Source organism: Nostoc sp. LEGE 12454 (genome assembly GCF_056620565.1).
In genome coordinates, this window is the sequence record NZ_JBWQXL010000010.1 from 24260 (window position 1) to 40135 (window position 15876).

The 15876-nt window shown below is 43.8% G+C and carries 12 protein-coding genes, 1 pseudogene and 1 riboswitch; of the genes and pseudogenes, 4 read left to right on the top strand and 9 right to left on the bottom strand.

Annotated features, from left to right (window positions below):
• Positions 1–55 precede the first annotated feature (55 nt).
• A complete protein-coding gene (locus AC1F2U_RS13200) occupies positions 56–1357 on the top strand; it encodes a hypothetical protein (protein ID WP_480261523.1) in 1302 nt (433 codons plus the stop codon).
• Positions 1358–1453: 96 nt separating this feature from the next.
• Here AC1F2U_RS13200 and AC1F2U_RS13205 read toward each other — a convergent pair.
• From AC1F2U_RS13205 to AC1F2U_RS13215, 3 genes and pseudogenes are all read right to left on the bottom strand, one after another.
• Positions 1454–1729, bottom strand: a pseudogene (locus AC1F2U_RS13205) (DUF4351 domain-containing protein); the annotation flags it as partial.
• On the bottom strand, positions 1696–1836 hold the full coding sequence (locus AC1F2U_RS13210; protein WP_480261524.1) for a hypothetical protein: 141 nt from the start codon (positions 1834–1836) through the stop codon (positions 1696–1698). The gene AC1F2U_RS13210 and the pseudogene AC1F2U_RS13205, both read right to left, overlap by 34 nt.
• A gap of 75 nt (positions 1837–1911) precedes the next feature.
• On the bottom strand, positions 1912–2496 hold the full coding sequence (locus AC1F2U_RS13215) for a hypothetical protein (protein ID WP_480261525.1): 585 nt from the start codon (positions 2494–2496) through the stop codon (positions 1912–1914).
• 474 nt (positions 2497–2970) lie between these two features.
• Between AC1F2U_RS13215 and AC1F2U_RS13220 the strand changes: the two genes are divergently transcribed.
• Positions 2971–4959: a S8 family serine peptidase gene (locus AC1F2U_RS13220; protein ID WP_480261526.1), complete on the top strand. Its 1989-nt coding sequence runs from the start codon at positions 2971–2973 to the stop codon at positions 4957–4959.
• Between the two features lie 708 nt (positions 4960–5667).
• On the opposite strand, the gene thiC is transcribed toward AC1F2U_RS13220, so the two are convergent.
• From thiC to AC1F2U_RS13235, 3 genes are all read right to left on the bottom strand, one after another.
• Positions 5668–7041 carry a phosphomethylpyrimidine synthase gene (thiC, locus tag AC1F2U_RS13225; protein WP_292818366.1) on the bottom strand — a complete coding sequence of 458 codons (1374 nt, stop codon included), beginning with the start codon at positions 7039–7041 and terminating at the stop codon, positions 5668–5670.
• A 7-nt stretch (positions 7042–7048) separates the two neighbouring features.
• Positions 7049–7145: riboswitch (TPP riboswitch) on the bottom strand.
• A gap of 77 nt (positions 7146–7222) precedes the next feature.
• Positions 7223–8215, bottom strand: a complete 993-nt coding sequence (locus AC1F2U_RS13230; RefSeq protein WP_480261527.1) for a 2-hydroxyacid dehydrogenase — start codon at positions 8213–8215, stop codon at positions 7223–7225.
• Between the two features lie 182 nt (positions 8216–8397).
• The gene (locus AC1F2U_RS13235) at positions 8398–8604 is read right to left on the bottom strand and encodes a hypothetical protein (RefSeq protein ID WP_480261528.1); all 207 of its coding nucleotides are present in this window, start codon (positions 8602–8604) and stop codon (positions 8398–8400) included.
• Between the two features lie 366 nt (positions 8605–8970).
• On the opposite strand from AC1F2U_RS13235, the gene AC1F2U_RS13240 reads away from it, so the two are divergent.
• Both AC1F2U_RS13240 and AC1F2U_RS13245 read left to right on the top strand, forming a co-directional pair.
• Positions 8971–9198, top strand: coding sequence for a hypothetical protein (locus AC1F2U_RS13240; RefSeq protein WP_480261529.1), 228 nt, complete (start codon positions 8971–8973; stop codon positions 9196–9198).
• An 87-nt stretch (positions 9199–9285) separates the two neighbouring features.
• A complete protein-coding gene (locus AC1F2U_RS13245) occupies positions 9286–9903 on the top strand; it encodes an rRNA large subunit pseudouridine synthase E (RefSeq protein ID WP_480261530.1) in 618 nt (205 codons plus the stop codon).
• On the opposite strand, the gene lnt is transcribed toward AC1F2U_RS13245, so the two are convergent.
• The 3 genes from lnt to AC1F2U_RS13260 form a co-directional block, all read right to left on the bottom strand.
• Complete coding sequence (gene lnt / locus AC1F2U_RS13250; RefSeq protein WP_480261531.1) at positions 9898–11493, bottom strand: apolipoprotein N-acyltransferase; 1596 nt, start codon at positions 11491–11493, stop codon at positions 9898–9900. The genes AC1F2U_RS13245 and lnt overlap by 6 nt on opposite strands.
• A complete protein-coding gene (gene gyrA, locus AC1F2U_RS13255) occupies positions 11474–14077 on the bottom strand; it encodes a DNA topoisomerase (ATP-hydrolyzing) subunit A (RefSeq protein WP_480261532.1) in 2604 nt (867 codons plus the stop codon). The genes lnt and gyrA overlap by 20 nt, the downstream gene beginning before the upstream one ends.
• Before the next feature lie 140 nt (positions 14078–14217).
• The gene (locus tag AC1F2U_RS13260) at positions 14218–15534 is read right to left on the bottom strand and encodes a chloride channel protein (RefSeq protein WP_480261533.1); all 1317 of its coding nucleotides are present in this window, start codon (positions 15532–15534) and stop codon (positions 14218–14220) included.
• Positions 15535–15876 lie beyond the last annotated feature (342 nt).

A 15876-nucleotide genomic window follows, 5' to 3' on the forward strand; every position in this document is an offset into this window, starting at 1 on the left:
AGAATAAGAATAGCTTTTTTCATGACTGCTCGATCATTAAAATAAAACAACCATTATGAAGTGTATTAACTGCGGAACTGACAATAATCTGAAAGACCGGACTGCTAAACAAGGTAGCTGTATAAAATGCGGTCATCGATTTGCCTTTGAACCAACCAACATGGGTAATATTAAAATTACTGACCCTATGTTTGTGAAGGCGATCGCTGACATTTCTGCAAATAACACTCTATTTTTCACCCCAAAGCAACTTTTTTACCTATTAGATAATCGGATAAAAGCCAAATCTGCTTCAAAATTTGGTTTGTTGTTTATGTATTTATTTTTTAATATTTGGGCACCAGGGTTCATAGGTGGTTTTGCTTCGTTATTGTTTGGTACTAATTCTTTCCTGATAGTATCCATTCTATTTAATATATGCTTCATATTATATTTATATAAAAAATCTCTATCAAACAAAACAAACATTAAGTCCCGCCAAGAATATGCTAGATGCTTACAAATAATAGGATGTATAATTCTTGCTATAGGAATTTACACTAGCTTAATGGTATACAACTCATTTATTTTATTTGTTATCGCCGTTATTCTAGGGATGTTGTCGATATACTTTGGAACTCGACAGCTTCGACAAACTAAATTTACACAGGAGTTTTTATTTTCTCAAAGTGATTTTCAAAGTTGGCTAAACCGCTGGCGGCAAATCAATGGTTCAATTCTCAAAATACTTCCTTCTCCAAACCAGGAAAATACACCAGCCACGGTTAATCCTGATGTGACTGCTTACAGTTTTGATAGATTAGTTGTTTGTGATACTGCTAGTATTGCTCAACTATTAATTGCTAATAATTTTCACTTTGAAAATAACTGTGCAATTCTTAGCATTACTGGATATCCCCAAAGCATTTTTGACACCACAATGCAAATGCTGCGCCGCAATCCCGATTTGAAAGTCTATGCACTGCATGATTGCAATCCACGAGGAATTGGTTTAGTTCATAATTTGAGAACCAATGCTAATTGGTTTATCAATAGCGAGATTGCGATTATTGATATTGGATTAACGCCACGTCAAATTATCGCCACTAAGCGCGGAATGTTCATTCAAACCTCTCCAGAGTCAGCGCAAGCAGCTAAACAATTACCTGAAGAAATACGTCAAAGTTTATCTGCTGAAGAATTAGCATGGTTAGAATCTGGAAAGTTTGTCGAATTGGAATCTTTCACTCCCCAAAGAATAATTAAAGTTCTGCAAAAGGGTATTGCTGGCAGCCAAAATTTAGAAAGTGATGACAGCAGCTTGCTTTTAGTAGGCGATACAGGAAATGATATGTACGTTGTTCAAAGTTTTGGTTAGTATTCTCATTTCAGTTTTAGGGGTAATTCACGACTTGCCACTACACGAATAAAGCGCAGTTTAAGATAATTTTTTTAATTGATTTACAGATTAGATTTATTCAATTTGTTGGTTTAACCAAGCTTCTAAATCAGCAATAGCTGAAAAATCTAACAAAGCCTCTCCTAACGCCTCCAATTGTTCAATAGATAATCCTTGAACTCGCTCAATAGTAGATGAATCAATCTCACCCAAAGAGCGATTTAGTTGACGTATAATTAAACGTTGTTCGCCTTGCTGATTTCCTTCTTGTATAGCTTGTTCCCGATCTTGTTGATAAAGTGGTTTTAATCGCATAATTAACTCCCGATCGTCTTCTTCTGAATATCGATTTCTCGAACTTCTCCCGCCATACGGCTAGAACCTTGCACTTCTCCATAAGGTTTTAGTAATTCTTCCAAATAATCTTTTGCAAATTGGTCATGGATAAATCTAGTCATTCAATCAAAAAAATTTATTGAGCTAACGAATTGGCGATCGCCCCACTTACTTTTACTAAAGGTATAATTTGTAATTTATCTGAAACCTCTTTCCATAAGCATTTGAGGTTCGACATTCTCAACATTAGCGATCGCTTCTAACTGAGAAATTCCAGCGATCGCATCAATAATCTTACCTGATTTGGCACGCAACCAAGCGGTATGAGGCGCATAAGAAAGGCTTTGAGCTACTTCATAACCCGCTCGATTAATTACCTCGCGCTGCAAATCTACATCAACACCTTCAGCAAAGCGGATAAAAACCAGTCCAGTTGGTACTGCTAAGGAAGCATTGGATTCTAGTGTATAAACTGGACTCAATATACCCTGTTCTGATTGATTGGGTTCGCCTGAAAAAACTGCGTAGGCGTAGCCCGTCGTAGACATCGCACCGTCGTTAAGTCGTAAAATTGCCCCTATTGCCACAGTGCTGGGTTGATTGTAATGTATTGCATAGTACCCAGGTTTACGAGTGTAAAATACAGCAGTGCGTAGGCTTACATCGCCACTAACGCGAATTTGTTCGGGATACTCAGAAAAGTAGTCTTTTTGAAATCTCACTTCAGGAATCAGGGGTAAAGAATACGCCTGTAAAAAATACTCAGCCGGAAAATAAAACATCTTTTTCAAGTTGTAATGATGTTATAGCGTTTTCACTGGTACGAAATACATTTATAACGCTTCTCAGTTGAGTGCGATACAGACCTAACCCCCAGCCCCTTCCCTACAAGGGAAGGGGAGTAAAATTCAAAGCCTCTCTCCTTTTAGGAGAGAGGTTTGGAGAGAGGTCAAAATGTATTGCATCCAAACGAGAACCGCTGTATCTCATCGTGATGCACAGTTATACGCCCCTACAGATAGTGAAGATTCTTAAAGCAACCTGATTTTGAATCCTCTCTTTTCTGGAAAGACTAATCGAAGATTTGTATGAACTGAGATAGATTAAATTCTGTATTGTAATACACATATAGCACATGAAATGAGAAGCATCCATAAACTAAACGTAAGCCTACGATGGGTGTAGCAAGCTTTAAAAGTAAGGCATAATACGGACTTCCCAATTTTCAGTTTTCAAAACATTTAGGAGATTAAACAATGGTTCAGGTTCGCTATGGTGGACAGAACGGACAACAGTATGAATTTGCTATCAGTAACGAACACGTTGTAGTGCGTACCGAAAGCCGCAGCACTATTGTTGGTGCAAGATCCTTTGAAGTCGCACCTGTATCATCCATAGCTCGTAGCATCCTCAATCAATTTGAGTTAAAAACACGGTTTCGGCAAGCGGGTGTAGAAATTTTACAAGCGAAAGTTCCGAATCAGGGTGTTGCTTTGCGCGATCGCGCCCGTGAAATTCTCAACAATGAGTCCGAAGTCCAATTTGCCGGACGTGTCTTAATCGATCCAGTATCCCAACAACCTGTAGTTTACACTGAAAACCTTTTTGTTAAATTTGATAGCGAAGAAGAGTCAAGGATTTGTCAAGAGGTTTTAAGACGTTACAACTTAACAATTAAACGCCAACTTGAATACGCACGAAATGCTTATTTTGTCAGTGCCCCTACAAATACTGGTATAGCCGTCTTTGACATCGCCGAGAGACTTCTAAATGAGGAATCAGTTGAACTGTGTCATCCCGAACTAGCACGTGAGTCACGCCAACGTCAGGTTTTCCCGCAACAGTGGCACTTAAAGCAAACAACAATTGATGGTAAGGTAATTAACGCCCATGCCAACGTTGAAGCCGCTTGGAAGTTGAGCAATGGCACTGGGACAATTATTGCAATTATCGACGATGGTATGGATCTCGATCATGAAGAGTTCCGTTCTTCTGGCAAGATTGTCGCCCCGCGTGATGTCACACGTAAAACGAACAATCCCAGACCGGGAAATGATAATAACCACGGTACATCCTGTGCAGGAGTAGCTTGTGCAAACGGTAACTTTGGAGCATCTGGTGTAGCACCGGGGGCAAAACTCATGCCGATTCGTTTAGCTTCGGCGTTGGGGTCGCAGGATGAAGCAGATGCTTTTATTTGGGCGGCTCAAAATGGTGCTGATGTTATTTCTTGCAGCTGGGGGCCAGCAGACGGTACTTGGTTTGAGCCAGACGATCCCGCACACAAGCAAAAAGTACCTTTGCCTGATTCCACCCGACTTGCTATAGACTTTGCAATCAATAAAGGACGCAATGGCAAGGGTTGTGTAATTTTATTTGCAGCTGGCAATGGTAACGAAAGCGTCGATAATGACGGTTATGCCAGCTACCAAAAGGTGATTGCAGTGGCAGCTTGTAACGACTACGGTACGAGAAGCGCTTATAGTGATTTTGGTCAGGCGGTCTGGTGTGCCTTCCCCAGCAACAATGGTGACAGTTCTCAAACCACTGGAATTTGGACAACCGATCGCTCTGGTGTACTTGGCTATAATTCAGGTAATCGAAATCTGGGTGAGGCCGCAGGCAACTATACGAACGAATTTGGCGGAACTTCTAGTGCTTGTCCAGGTGCAGCAGGTGTAGCCGCCTTGATTCTGGCCAGAAACCCAAATCTGCGTTGGGATGAAGTGCGAGACATTATTAAACGCTCTTGCGATCGCATTGATTCAGCTGGAGGTAAATATGATGCCAATGGTCGCAGCCCCTTTTACGGTTACGGTCGAATCAATGCTCTGAAAGCTGTAGAATTGGCTAAGCCACCGCAAACATCACCCATCAGCAGATTTCAAGCAGTGCAAGATGTGCCAATTAACGACTTGCAAACATCAACATTATCGGTGGCGATCGCTAATACCACTCTCCTGAAATCCATCAAAGTTAATGTAGATATCGAGCATACTTATATTGGGGATCTTATAGTTACTCTTCTTCCCCCAGTGCAAACAGGCATACTTCCCATAAATCTGCACGATCGCCAGGGCGGAGCTACAGATAATATTAAAACAACTTATGACGAGGTAAACACCCCTAAACTTGCTGCCTTTAAAGGTAAAAATCCCCAAGGAACCTGGACTCTGGAAGTTGCAGATAAAGCTGAAGGAGATACAGGAAAGATTCGCAGCTTGACCATTGAAATCGGATTTTAAGTAGGAGGGAAGGGTTTTTGGGTTTCTGCATAGATTCGGGAATCATAACTAATTAGCCAGACTTGATATTAACCCCCTTAATTCCCCCTTGTTAAGGCTACGGTGTACACACATCTTTATACACAATGCAAAACATAGTAAGATCCCCCTAAATCCCCCTTAAAAAGGGGGACTTTGAAAATTTTTTGCCCCCCTTTTTAAGGGGGGTTGGGGGGATCAAAAGCCTGTAGCGCAACTCTAGAATACTTGTGTGTACACGGTAGCCAATACATACGGGGAGGGTTAGGGTGGGGTATTTTTAATGCTCTGTTAAATAACCACATATTACTGAGCAAAAATCAAAATATTCTTCCCTGTAAGAACTTCCGCTTTGACGTTTCCGTGTTTTGCGCAGCCTGTAGCAGCTTCCGCTTTCCCTGTAAGAACTTCCGCTTTAACGTTTCCGTGTTTTGCGCAGCCTGTAGCAGCTTCCGCTTTCCCTGTAGGAACTTCCGCTTTAACGTTTCCGTGTTTTGCGCAGCCTGTAGCAGCTTCCGCTTTGACGTTTCCGTGTTACGCGCAGCCTGTAGCAGCTTCCGCCTTTACGTGAAGCAAAACCATTTTGTCTCATTCCCAGTCTCCGACTGGGAACAAGGTTTTAAAAGAGTTTTAACTTATAGTTGATAACAGTTACAGCGGTTTTTCGACTTTTGCAAGAGGTCTAATCTGTTAACTTTGAGTCACAGCCTCTTTCGCCAAGAACTTCTCTAATTCGGTCAGCGCATCAGCATCAACCTTAGTTTGCATTGGACAGAACTTAGGCCCACACATCGAACAAAACTCAGCAGTTTTATAGATATCTGCTGGCAAAGTTTCATCGTGATATTCCTTAGCCCTTTCTGGATCGAGTGATAATTCAAACTGACGGTTCCAATCGAAGTTGTAACGCGCCTTAGAAAGTTCATCATCTCTATCCCTTGCACCAGGGCGATGTCTAGCAATATCAGCCGCATGAGCTGCTATTTTATAGGCAATCAACCCATTCCGCACATCTTCGGCATCTGGTAAACCCAAATGTTCTTTAGGTGTTACATAACACAGCATTGCAGTACCGTACCATCCAGCCATTGCGGCTCCAATGGCTGAAGTGATGTGGTCATAACCGGGAGCAATATCTGTCACCAATGGCCCCAAAACATAGAAAGGTGCTTCCGAACACTCTTCCATCTGCTTGCGGACGTTGAACTCAATTTGATCCATTGGCACGTGTCCAGGCCCTTCCACCATCACCTGTATATCATCTTCCCAGGCTTTGCGAGTAAGCTGTCCCAGAGTTTTCAATTCAGCTAATTGTGCTTCATCTGAGGCATCATGGGTGCAACCCGGACGCAGGGAATCTCCTAAACTGAAGGAGACATCGTACCTTTTGAAAATCTCAATAATGTCTTGGAAGTGGGTATAAAGCGGGTTTTGTTTGTGGTGATGTAGCATCCACCGCGCCAAAATACCGCCGCCGCGAGAGACAATACCAGTGAGCCGGTTTCTCACCAAAGGCAAATGCTCAAGCAAAATCCCTGCGTGGATAGTTTGATAGTCTACTCCTTGCTGGGCGTGCTTTTCGATGATATGGAGAAAATCATCAGCAGTCAGATTCTCGATTGTGCCGTGGACACTTTCTAAAGCTTGGTAAACCGGCACTGTACCAATGGGAACAGGGGAAGCCTTGATGATTGCGGTGCGAATTTCATCCAAATTACCGCCGCCTGTGGATAAATCCATCACGGTATCAGCGCCGTACTTCACCGCCAGATTCAGCTTATCCACTTCTTCTTGAAGATTAGAAGAGTTCGGGGAAGCGCCGATATTAGCATTTACCTTACATTTAGAGGCGATGCCAATAGCCATCGGCTCTAGGTTAGTGTGATTAATATTCGCGGGGATAATCATTCGTCCCCGCGCTACTTCCTCACGAATGAGATCGGCCGGGAGATTTTCCCGTTTGGCGACGTAGTGCATTTCTTCGGTGATAACACCTTGGCGGGCATAGTGCATTTGAGATACATTAACCTGCCCACGTCGTTTAGCAACCCATTCAGTCCGCATATTGTAATTCCTCAATAAACAGCTTCCCTCCGCTGGTATTACCCAGACTCAGGTGTTAAGGGTTTGATCTCAGCCTCGTTATGTAGGCACCCCTAGCATGGATGTAGTGTAGCACCTTGGTTATATCTGGGAGCAAGGGTGTTAACAATTTATGAGGTAATACAATTTTGGATTTTAGGGTTTAGGCGCGAATTTCATTTGCACAAGGACGACTCTGTTCAATATCGGTAATATTAGCAAAAGTTGTTTCGGCAATATTGTAGAGAGCTTCTGCTGTAAAAAAGGCTTGATGTCCGGTAATCAGTACATTGGGGAACGTTGTCAGACGCTGAAAAATATCATCTTGAATAATTTCTCCAGACAAATCCTCAAAGAACAATTCCGATTCTTGTTCGTAGACATCTACAGCAAGATAGCCAATTTTACCAGACTTTAATCCCTCAATCACTGCTTGGGTATCAATCAGCGCTCCTCGGCTAGTATTAATTAGCATCACACCTGGCTTAATTTTTTCTATAGCCTCAGTGTTAATTAAGTGATGGGTTTCAGGAGTTAGGGGGCAATGCAGGGAGATAATATCGGAATTGGCAAATAGCTCAGGTAGTTCTACATACTTTCCACCTAACGCCTCCAATTCTGGATTGCGATAAACGTCATAGGCGAGTAAGTTACAGCCAAACCCCTTCATAATCTGTCCTAAAATCAGACCGATTTTGCCGGTGCCGACAATCCCCACTGTGCGCTCATGCAAATTAAATCCCAACAGCCCATCTAAAGAAAAATTGCCTTCTCGGACACGGTTATAGGCACGATGAATTTTACGATTTAGGCTTAAAATCAATCCTACAGCGTGTTCTGCCACCCCATAAGGTGAATAGGCGGGAACACGCACAACGGTAATTCCTAAATCTGCCGCGGCTTGTAAGTCTACATTGTTAAACCCGGCACAGCGAAGGACAATCAGACGAGTTCCCCGTAAGGCGAGAAGTTCTAAAGTTGGGGCATCAACCTGATCGTGGACAAATACGCAAACTGCGGGAAATTCGGCAGCCAGGATAGCCGTATCCCGATTTAAACGGGGTTCAAAAAATACTAACTCGTGTTGGATGGGAGAATTTGCAGCTGACAAAAACTGCCGATCGTAGGCTTTTGTACTGAAAACTGCTACTTTCATGCAAAACCTCAGACTTTATGTATGCTGCACGTTCGAGTACATAATACCTTGATGTTTAGAGGAGCGATGTCTACAACGAGCGTAGCTGCGGCATTTTTGAATATTTTTTAATCGTTTACTCTGGCAATGCCAGTTAAATAAGCGATGTCTACGACGGGCTACGCCTACGCACTCCAGCACTCTCAATTAACAGGTATGATGGGGCGATCGCCTTTCTGAAACCTGCTCCATGATTGTTGTAAAGCAGCAGGAGCAGGATTCTTCGCATCATAAACAACAATCACATTAGTTAGTGGGCGTCCGGCGGGGAGTGCCAATGTTAATCCTTGTGCCAAGACAGCACCTCCTAAAAACAAGAAAGACCGTCGGCAGATTTTAGAACTTGGCATAATCAACTCTTCACTATATTGTTCTTATAAGGATGCCCAAATCTTTGGATAATTTCGTCTTGTTCCTAGCCTCCAGGCTGGGAATGTACTTAAAAGAGGCTCTGCCTCTTGTCAAGCACTGGAGGCGGAGCCTCCCAGAATGGGTTCCCAGCTTGGAGGCTGGGAACTTAGTCAGATGCACATAACAAGACTGCCCTCTAGTCCGCCCAAGTAACGGTAGGACTACAGGGGTTAAATACAACAGGTTTCAAGGAAGGTAAAGTACACAACGATTCGTCTCAAAGCCTGATACGAAGAGTGTTTGACTCCTGGATTCTGCTGTATATCCAGCTTCACAAAGAAAAGGTATAAGTCAGGAATATGTTTATGAGTAGCTTAATCTTATTATTAATTGGTTTAGGAATATTATTCTTGGTTTTCAATACTAAAGATGAAATTCATCGAATTACTGCTATGATCAGCGGCACAATTCTTTTGATTTGGGGTTTGGCTCTAGCTCCCTTGTCATTTCAATTACTAATTGAGATTGTTTCAGTTTTAGCAGCTTTCTCTGTTTGTATGCGTTGTTTAGGTTGTGGTTTTAACCGCGATTGATTTTTCATTTGATAACTTATAAGTTTAAAGTAAGATTTATAAATTCTGCTTCTATTGTTAAAAGAGAATTCAGAAGTCAAATGTCCCATGCCCAATCATTATCGATATATTATTTTTTACAAACCATACGGCGTTCTCAGCCAGTTTACAAAAGATGCCCCCACACATAGCACCCTAAAAGATTATATTGATGTGTCTGATGTGTATCCTGTGGGACGCTTAGATTGGGATAGTGAAGGATTGCTGCTGTTAACAAACGATGGACAATTACAACATCGGCTTGCCCATCCACGTTTTGGTCATAAACGTACTTACTGGGTACAAGTAGAGCGAATTCCAGATGCAGAAGCTATCAAAAGGTTGCAAACAGGTGTAGAAATTCAAGATTACCGCACTCAACCAGCAGAAGTTAAGCTCTTATCAGAAGAACCACAGTTACCCGAACGCACTCCACCAATTAGATTTCGTAAAAATGTACCCACAGCTTGGCTGGAAATGACTTTAACAGAGGGAAAAAACCGCCAAGTTCGGCGCATGACTGCGGCTGTCGGGTTTCCAACTTTGCGACTGGTCAGGGTCAGCATCGCTCATCTACAATTAGATGACCTACAATTGGGTCAATGGCGCGACCTCACCGCCTCTGAACTCCAATTTCTGCATAATTTTAATAAATCGAAAAGTTTTCCTTCAAAAACCGTCTCATAATACTAATTCTATCGTGTTCAATTTCTTTATAGCGCAAATTACCAGCCAAGCTCCTCCAGAGGAGATTAACAACAACGGTGTTAACCAATCACCCCAACGCACATATAAAGTTTGTGTCTGTCGCCGATAAATTGTTTCAGCATGAGTTTCGTAAGTATTATATCCAGACATCCACAAGGTTCTGCCATGAGGATCTACAAAGGCTGAATATCCGGTGTTAGTAGCCCGTGCTGACCAGCGATCGCTTTCAATTGCCCGCATGATATCCTGTGCATGATGCTGGAATGGCATGGATGCAGTGTAATGGGCATCGTTAGAAGAACTGAGAATAAATTGCCCACCCGCCGCCGCTTGACGACGAAATTGTTCAGGAAAAGCAGATTCATAACATATACTAGCGATCGCCCGACCAAAAGGAGTGTCAAATAGCTGATTTGCTGAACCAGCAATTTGGTGTGCATCCAAAGGCGACAAGCGCTGAACTATTTTGCCTAAAATGCCTTCTAAGGGAATATATTCTCCTAAAGGTACTAGTTTGGATTTATCGTAGCGGCTGACAATTTCACCTTTACTGTTGAAAGTAAACAAGCTAATTGTATAACTGTCTCCCCGTTCGCCAAAAGCCCCAATCCAAGCAACTACACCTTTTTCCTTCACTGCTGCGACTAAGGCAGTTTGCATCAAGTTGCGTTGGAAAATAGGTAAGGCTCCTTCTGGGGTGAGGACTGCATCTACACCTTGGTCTGCTAAAGTTAGATATCCATTGGTGTAATTTTCTTGAGCGCGACGAAACCCTTCGGAACTTCGTAAAAGTCGGTTCGGGATATTACCTTGAATAATCCCCACTTTTAAGGCCGCTTCTGGGGGTTGATCAATGGGACGGCTATATAAGATAAAACCTATAAGGTGTAGAGTAATTAATAGTCCTGTGGCGGTAGCTAAGTATTTATTAACGAACCGCAGAGGCACAGAGAACATCTTGGTATCTTGTCGCTTTATATACGCTTCAGCAATTAAGCCATTAACAGCAACGATCGCTGCTGTCACAGTATTAGGCCCAGACAGTTGACCCAGATGTACAATTACGAGATTGTGCGGACTTTGAGTGTAAGCAAGGGAACTCCACCACAAAGGCCCGGCACTCCACAGACTTTCTAAACCGCACCATACGGCTGTACCAATCAGTATACGTAGCCACGGTTTTTGTCCGGCTAGGCGATCCATTACAGCCGCCCAAATAGTAAGGAATACCCCACCCAAGCCACTGATAAATCCCCAACAAAAAAGCGTGATTGCCAAGCTTGGCAACCAGGGAACGCCCAACCATGTCATCGGATGAATTCCGGTAATCCAGAATAGGGCGACACTGTGAAAACCAATACCCCAGAGGAAAGCCGGGGGGAATTTGTTTTTACCTTTGGCTGAAGTGACAACTAGCACCCATAAGGGAACTAGGGCAATCCAAGCCAATAACCATGCACCTACTGGGGCTACAGTTAGCCCCATTAAAACGCCACTAGCTAAGGCGATTAAATAAGGGAGTAAGGCGGTTAACCTCTCCCCCTGCTTTTTATTCTGCTTCTTCTGCATCGACAGCATCAGGTGGAACTATTGCTACTCCGGTAATAGCGTCATCTTCATCTAAACGCTGCACTCTGACCCCAGTTGCCGATCGCGATTGGATAGAAATCGCATTCACTGCTTGACGAATGATAATACCGCGATTTGTCACCATCATGATTTCATCATCATCATTGTTCACAATGCGTAGGGTTGCTAGCTTGTCTTTAGTTTTGCGGTTTTTGAACTTGGTTGCCATTAAACCCTGACCAGCTCGATTTTGCAGCCGGAATTGAGCAACTGGTACGCGCTTACCATATCCTCCCATTGTAATTACCAACACCCAAGGGCCAACTACGCCACTGCTAGGCACTTCTGCGGACTCTTCAGTAATTTCGGTAATTTCGATATCTTCTGTTTCGATTGTTTCGATATCTTCAGTTTCTGCTTCTGTAACATCCAAAGTTTCCAGAATTGCTGCGGGCAGAATATCCATACCCACGAGTTCATCTTTATTTTTGAGTTTCATGGCTTTCACCCCACGAGTTGCCCTACTTAAAGGACGCAGTTGTTCGTGGTTGCATCGGAAGTGAATCGCCATCCCGTTACGAGAACCAATGATTACACTATCCTCGACTCTAGCGCGTCGCACCCAGCGGAGTTGGTCGCCTTCTTCTAAGGAAATGGCAATCAAACCATTAGCGCGAATGTGACTAAAGGCTGCCAATTCGGTTTTCTTGATATTCCCACCTTTGGTGAGCATGACCAAGTATTCTTCGTTGCTAAACTCGTCAACGGGTACAATCGAGGTGATTTTTTCCTCTTTGGGGATGGGTAACATCTGGACGATTGGTGTCCCGCGACTGGTACGCGAACTCGCTGGGATTTGATAGGCTCTCAGGCAATAAACAACACCACGCTCGCTAAAAAATAAAATACTGTCGTGATCGCAGCAAGTTAAAAAATGCTCAATGGTATCATCATCTTTCACCTTAGCTGCGGCTTTGCCTCTGGTAGCACGGCTTTGGGCTTCAAAGGTGTTAACTGGCATCCGTTTGATATAGCCTTGCTCTGTCACCAAAATTATCGCTTTTTCATTGGCAATGAGGTCGCGATCGTCTAATTCCCCTTCCCCTGGTAAAATCACCGTGCGGCGGGGTGTGGCGAAGTTAGTTTTGAGTTGCCCGACTTCGGTTTCGATGATTTCTAGCACTCTCTCCCGGCGTGCCAAAATATCTTGTAAGTCGGTAATCTTCGCTTGTAATTCTTCGTGTTCCAGACGAATTTTATCTGCTTCTAAAGCAGTCAAGCGGCGCAATTGCATCTGCAAAATCGCATCTGCTTGCACTTCTGAGAGTCCATAAGTTGTGATTAATTCGCCTTTAGCTGTGGGTGCATCGGGCGCATGGCGAATTAAGACAATAATTGGATCTAACTGAGATAGGGCAATTAATAACCCTTGCAGGAGATGATCGCGTTCTTCAGCTTTCCGCAGTTCGTAGCGGGTACGTCTGGCAATGGATTCGATGCGGAAATCCAAGAAGACGGTTAAGAACTGCTTGAGGGTGAGTACTTGGGGTTCGCTATTCACCAACGCCAGCATATTTGCGCCGAAGTTGGCTTGCAGTGGCGTTTGCTTGTAGAGGTTGTTCAGCACGACGCGGGGATAAGCATCACGCTTGAGTTCGATGACAACTCGCATCCCGTCGCGATCGCTTTCATCCCGGATATCTGCAATCCCTTCTAGACGCTTCTCGTTGACCATTTCGGCGATTTTTTCAATCAGCGCCGCTTTGTTGGTTTGATAGGGCAATTCGGTGATGATAATTGCTTCTCTATCTGGCCTTCCCCGTTGTTCAACGGTTTCGATGTTAGCTACACCACGCATGGTAATAGAACCGCGCCCGGTAGTGTAAGCTTCTCGAATGGCAGATGTTCCTAAAATTTGCGCCCCAGTTGGAAAGTCTGGGCCGTGGACATACTGCATTAATTCGAGATCGGTGATTTCGGGATTGTGGATTACAGCCACCAAAGCATCGATCAATTCGCCCAAATTGTGCGGCGGAATGTTGGTGGCCATTCCCACGGCAATCCCAGAGGAACCGTTAAGTAGTAACTGCGGAATCCGTGCTGGTAAAACTGTGGGTTCTTGCTGAGAACCATCGAAGTTATCAGCGAAATCTACGGTTTCATACTCGATGTCGTGAAGTAAACCAGCACTAGTTAAAGCTTGTAAGCGACATTCGGTGTACCGCATCGCGGCTGGCGGATCGTTGTCTACCGAACCAAAGTTACCATGTCCGTTAACTAGGGGCGATCGCATGGAAAAATCCTGTGCCATCCGCACCAAGGCATCATATACTGCCGTGTCACCGTGGGGGTGATATTTACCCAATACTTCCCCGACGACACGGGCGCATTTCTTAAAGGGGCGATCGTGGAGCAGACCTAGCTCGTGCATTGCGTAGAGAATGCGACGATGCACAGGTTTTAGACCATCCCTGGCATCTGGCAACGCCCGACCCACTATCACGCTCATGGCGTATTCCAGATAAGACTGCGACATTTCGGTTCGCAAGTCAATCGGGATAATCCTCTCCTGTGAGGTTGTCATAACCTAAAAATCTCCAAAAATCGTAGATTTTAGCTTGTTTACTCAACAAAGCGCAAAATTATTCTAAATTGCTCTTGAATAATTGCTATAATTTGATACAATCTTAGCATATATTGCTTTTTATTGCCTGGGCAGCTAACTTAGGCGCTTGTTCGATCCGTAGCTTCTCTTTGGGATTTGAGTTGAGATGCGATCAGGGGAACTTTAGGGGCAAGAAAAAATCCAACCAAACTGGCAAAAAGGATTGGCGTAAAGGGACTCAAGTTAGTCAGTTTTGATAGTAGCAAAGTCGTACTTATAGGTGTGCGGGTTACGGCTGCGTTGACAGCCGCCATTGTACAAATCATCGCAAGGGCAGGATCGAGTCCTGGAACTAAGACTGCGACTGCTTTACCAATGCAAGCACCAGTGAAAAATAGGGGAATGATGAATCCACCGCGCCACCCACCTGTTACCGTAATGCTAATGGCAGCCATTTTCCCAAGAGCGAGAGTTAAGAGAAAAACAGCACCAAAGTTAGCAGTCAGGACTGAATCTAACTCTTCATGTCCAAAATAACGGGTGAGGGGTAATAAAACTGCTAAAATGCCAAGTCCCACTCCTGCTAGTGTTGTCCGCACATAAATGGGAACAGAAGTTGGTGAAACAGCTTGCCAAAAGGCATCGCAGCCGCGAAAAATACCCATAAAAATCCATCCTGCCACTGCCCCGATAATTCCAAATGCGATCGCGATCGCAAAATCATCAATCCTTTCTAAGTGATACTGAGGAAAATGCCAAGTGGGGGCAATACCCAAACGTGTAATTGCTGCAAACACCAGATAGCTAGCGCAACTCGAAACAATGGCTGGCATTAAGGCTTCGTAATATTCCACAATATGCTCGTGGTGCAAAATCTCCAAAGCGAACATCGCACCGCCAAGAGGTGCGCCAAATAAGGCAGTGAAGCCAGCCGCCATTGCTGCTAAACTCATGGTTCTGAGGTCTTCACCTTGGAGTTTTAAGCGATCGGCAATCCAAGTACCAAAAGAACCTGTTACCTGTACCAGTGGTGCTTCTGGCCCAGCACTACCGCCTGCCGAGATGCTGACTAGAGAAGCAAGAATCATTGAAGGATTTTTGCGAACATCTAGGCGTCCGCCACGAAAATGAATATTATCAACAATCACGGCGATTTCACCGGGATTTCCCAAAAAATGAATCACCAAACCAATAACTAAACCGCTAAGTGGCATCACTATCAGCAGGCTAAAACCCTCAAATCGCTGGAGTCTGTGAGTTAAAAACTCTAAAACATTCCAGTACAAGGCTGCAAATAGACCACCAGCAGTCCCTACAATTATCCAGCGAATCGCCCACTGCGAAATCATTAGGGGATTACGCTTTACCAGTCCAAAAAGTTGAGCAAATGTCCAGCGTTGAGTTTGATTGGGAGCGGGGGGCTTGTTTGGTAACACTGCTTATTTCCTATTTGTGAAACCGAGAGTACTGAATATTTACGCTTTTTCTGGTAAAGGCTATTTAGTTTAGTAAATCATTTTTGGTCTACAAAGAGCGATATAGGACTTACGCATGAATTACGGAATAACGAACCGCAGAGGCACAGAGGGCGCAAAGAAATCAGAGTTTGAGAGATATTTTGCGTAAGTCCTACGATATTTTTGACGCGCTATAAAAAAGGGCGTACATCTGTACGCCCCTAAAATATTTTATCTGTGTAGGCGTAGCCCGCCGTAAGCATCGCACCCTTTCCCTTTTTTAACGAGAATATATTCTTTAAAAACTGCACCCTGTAATGA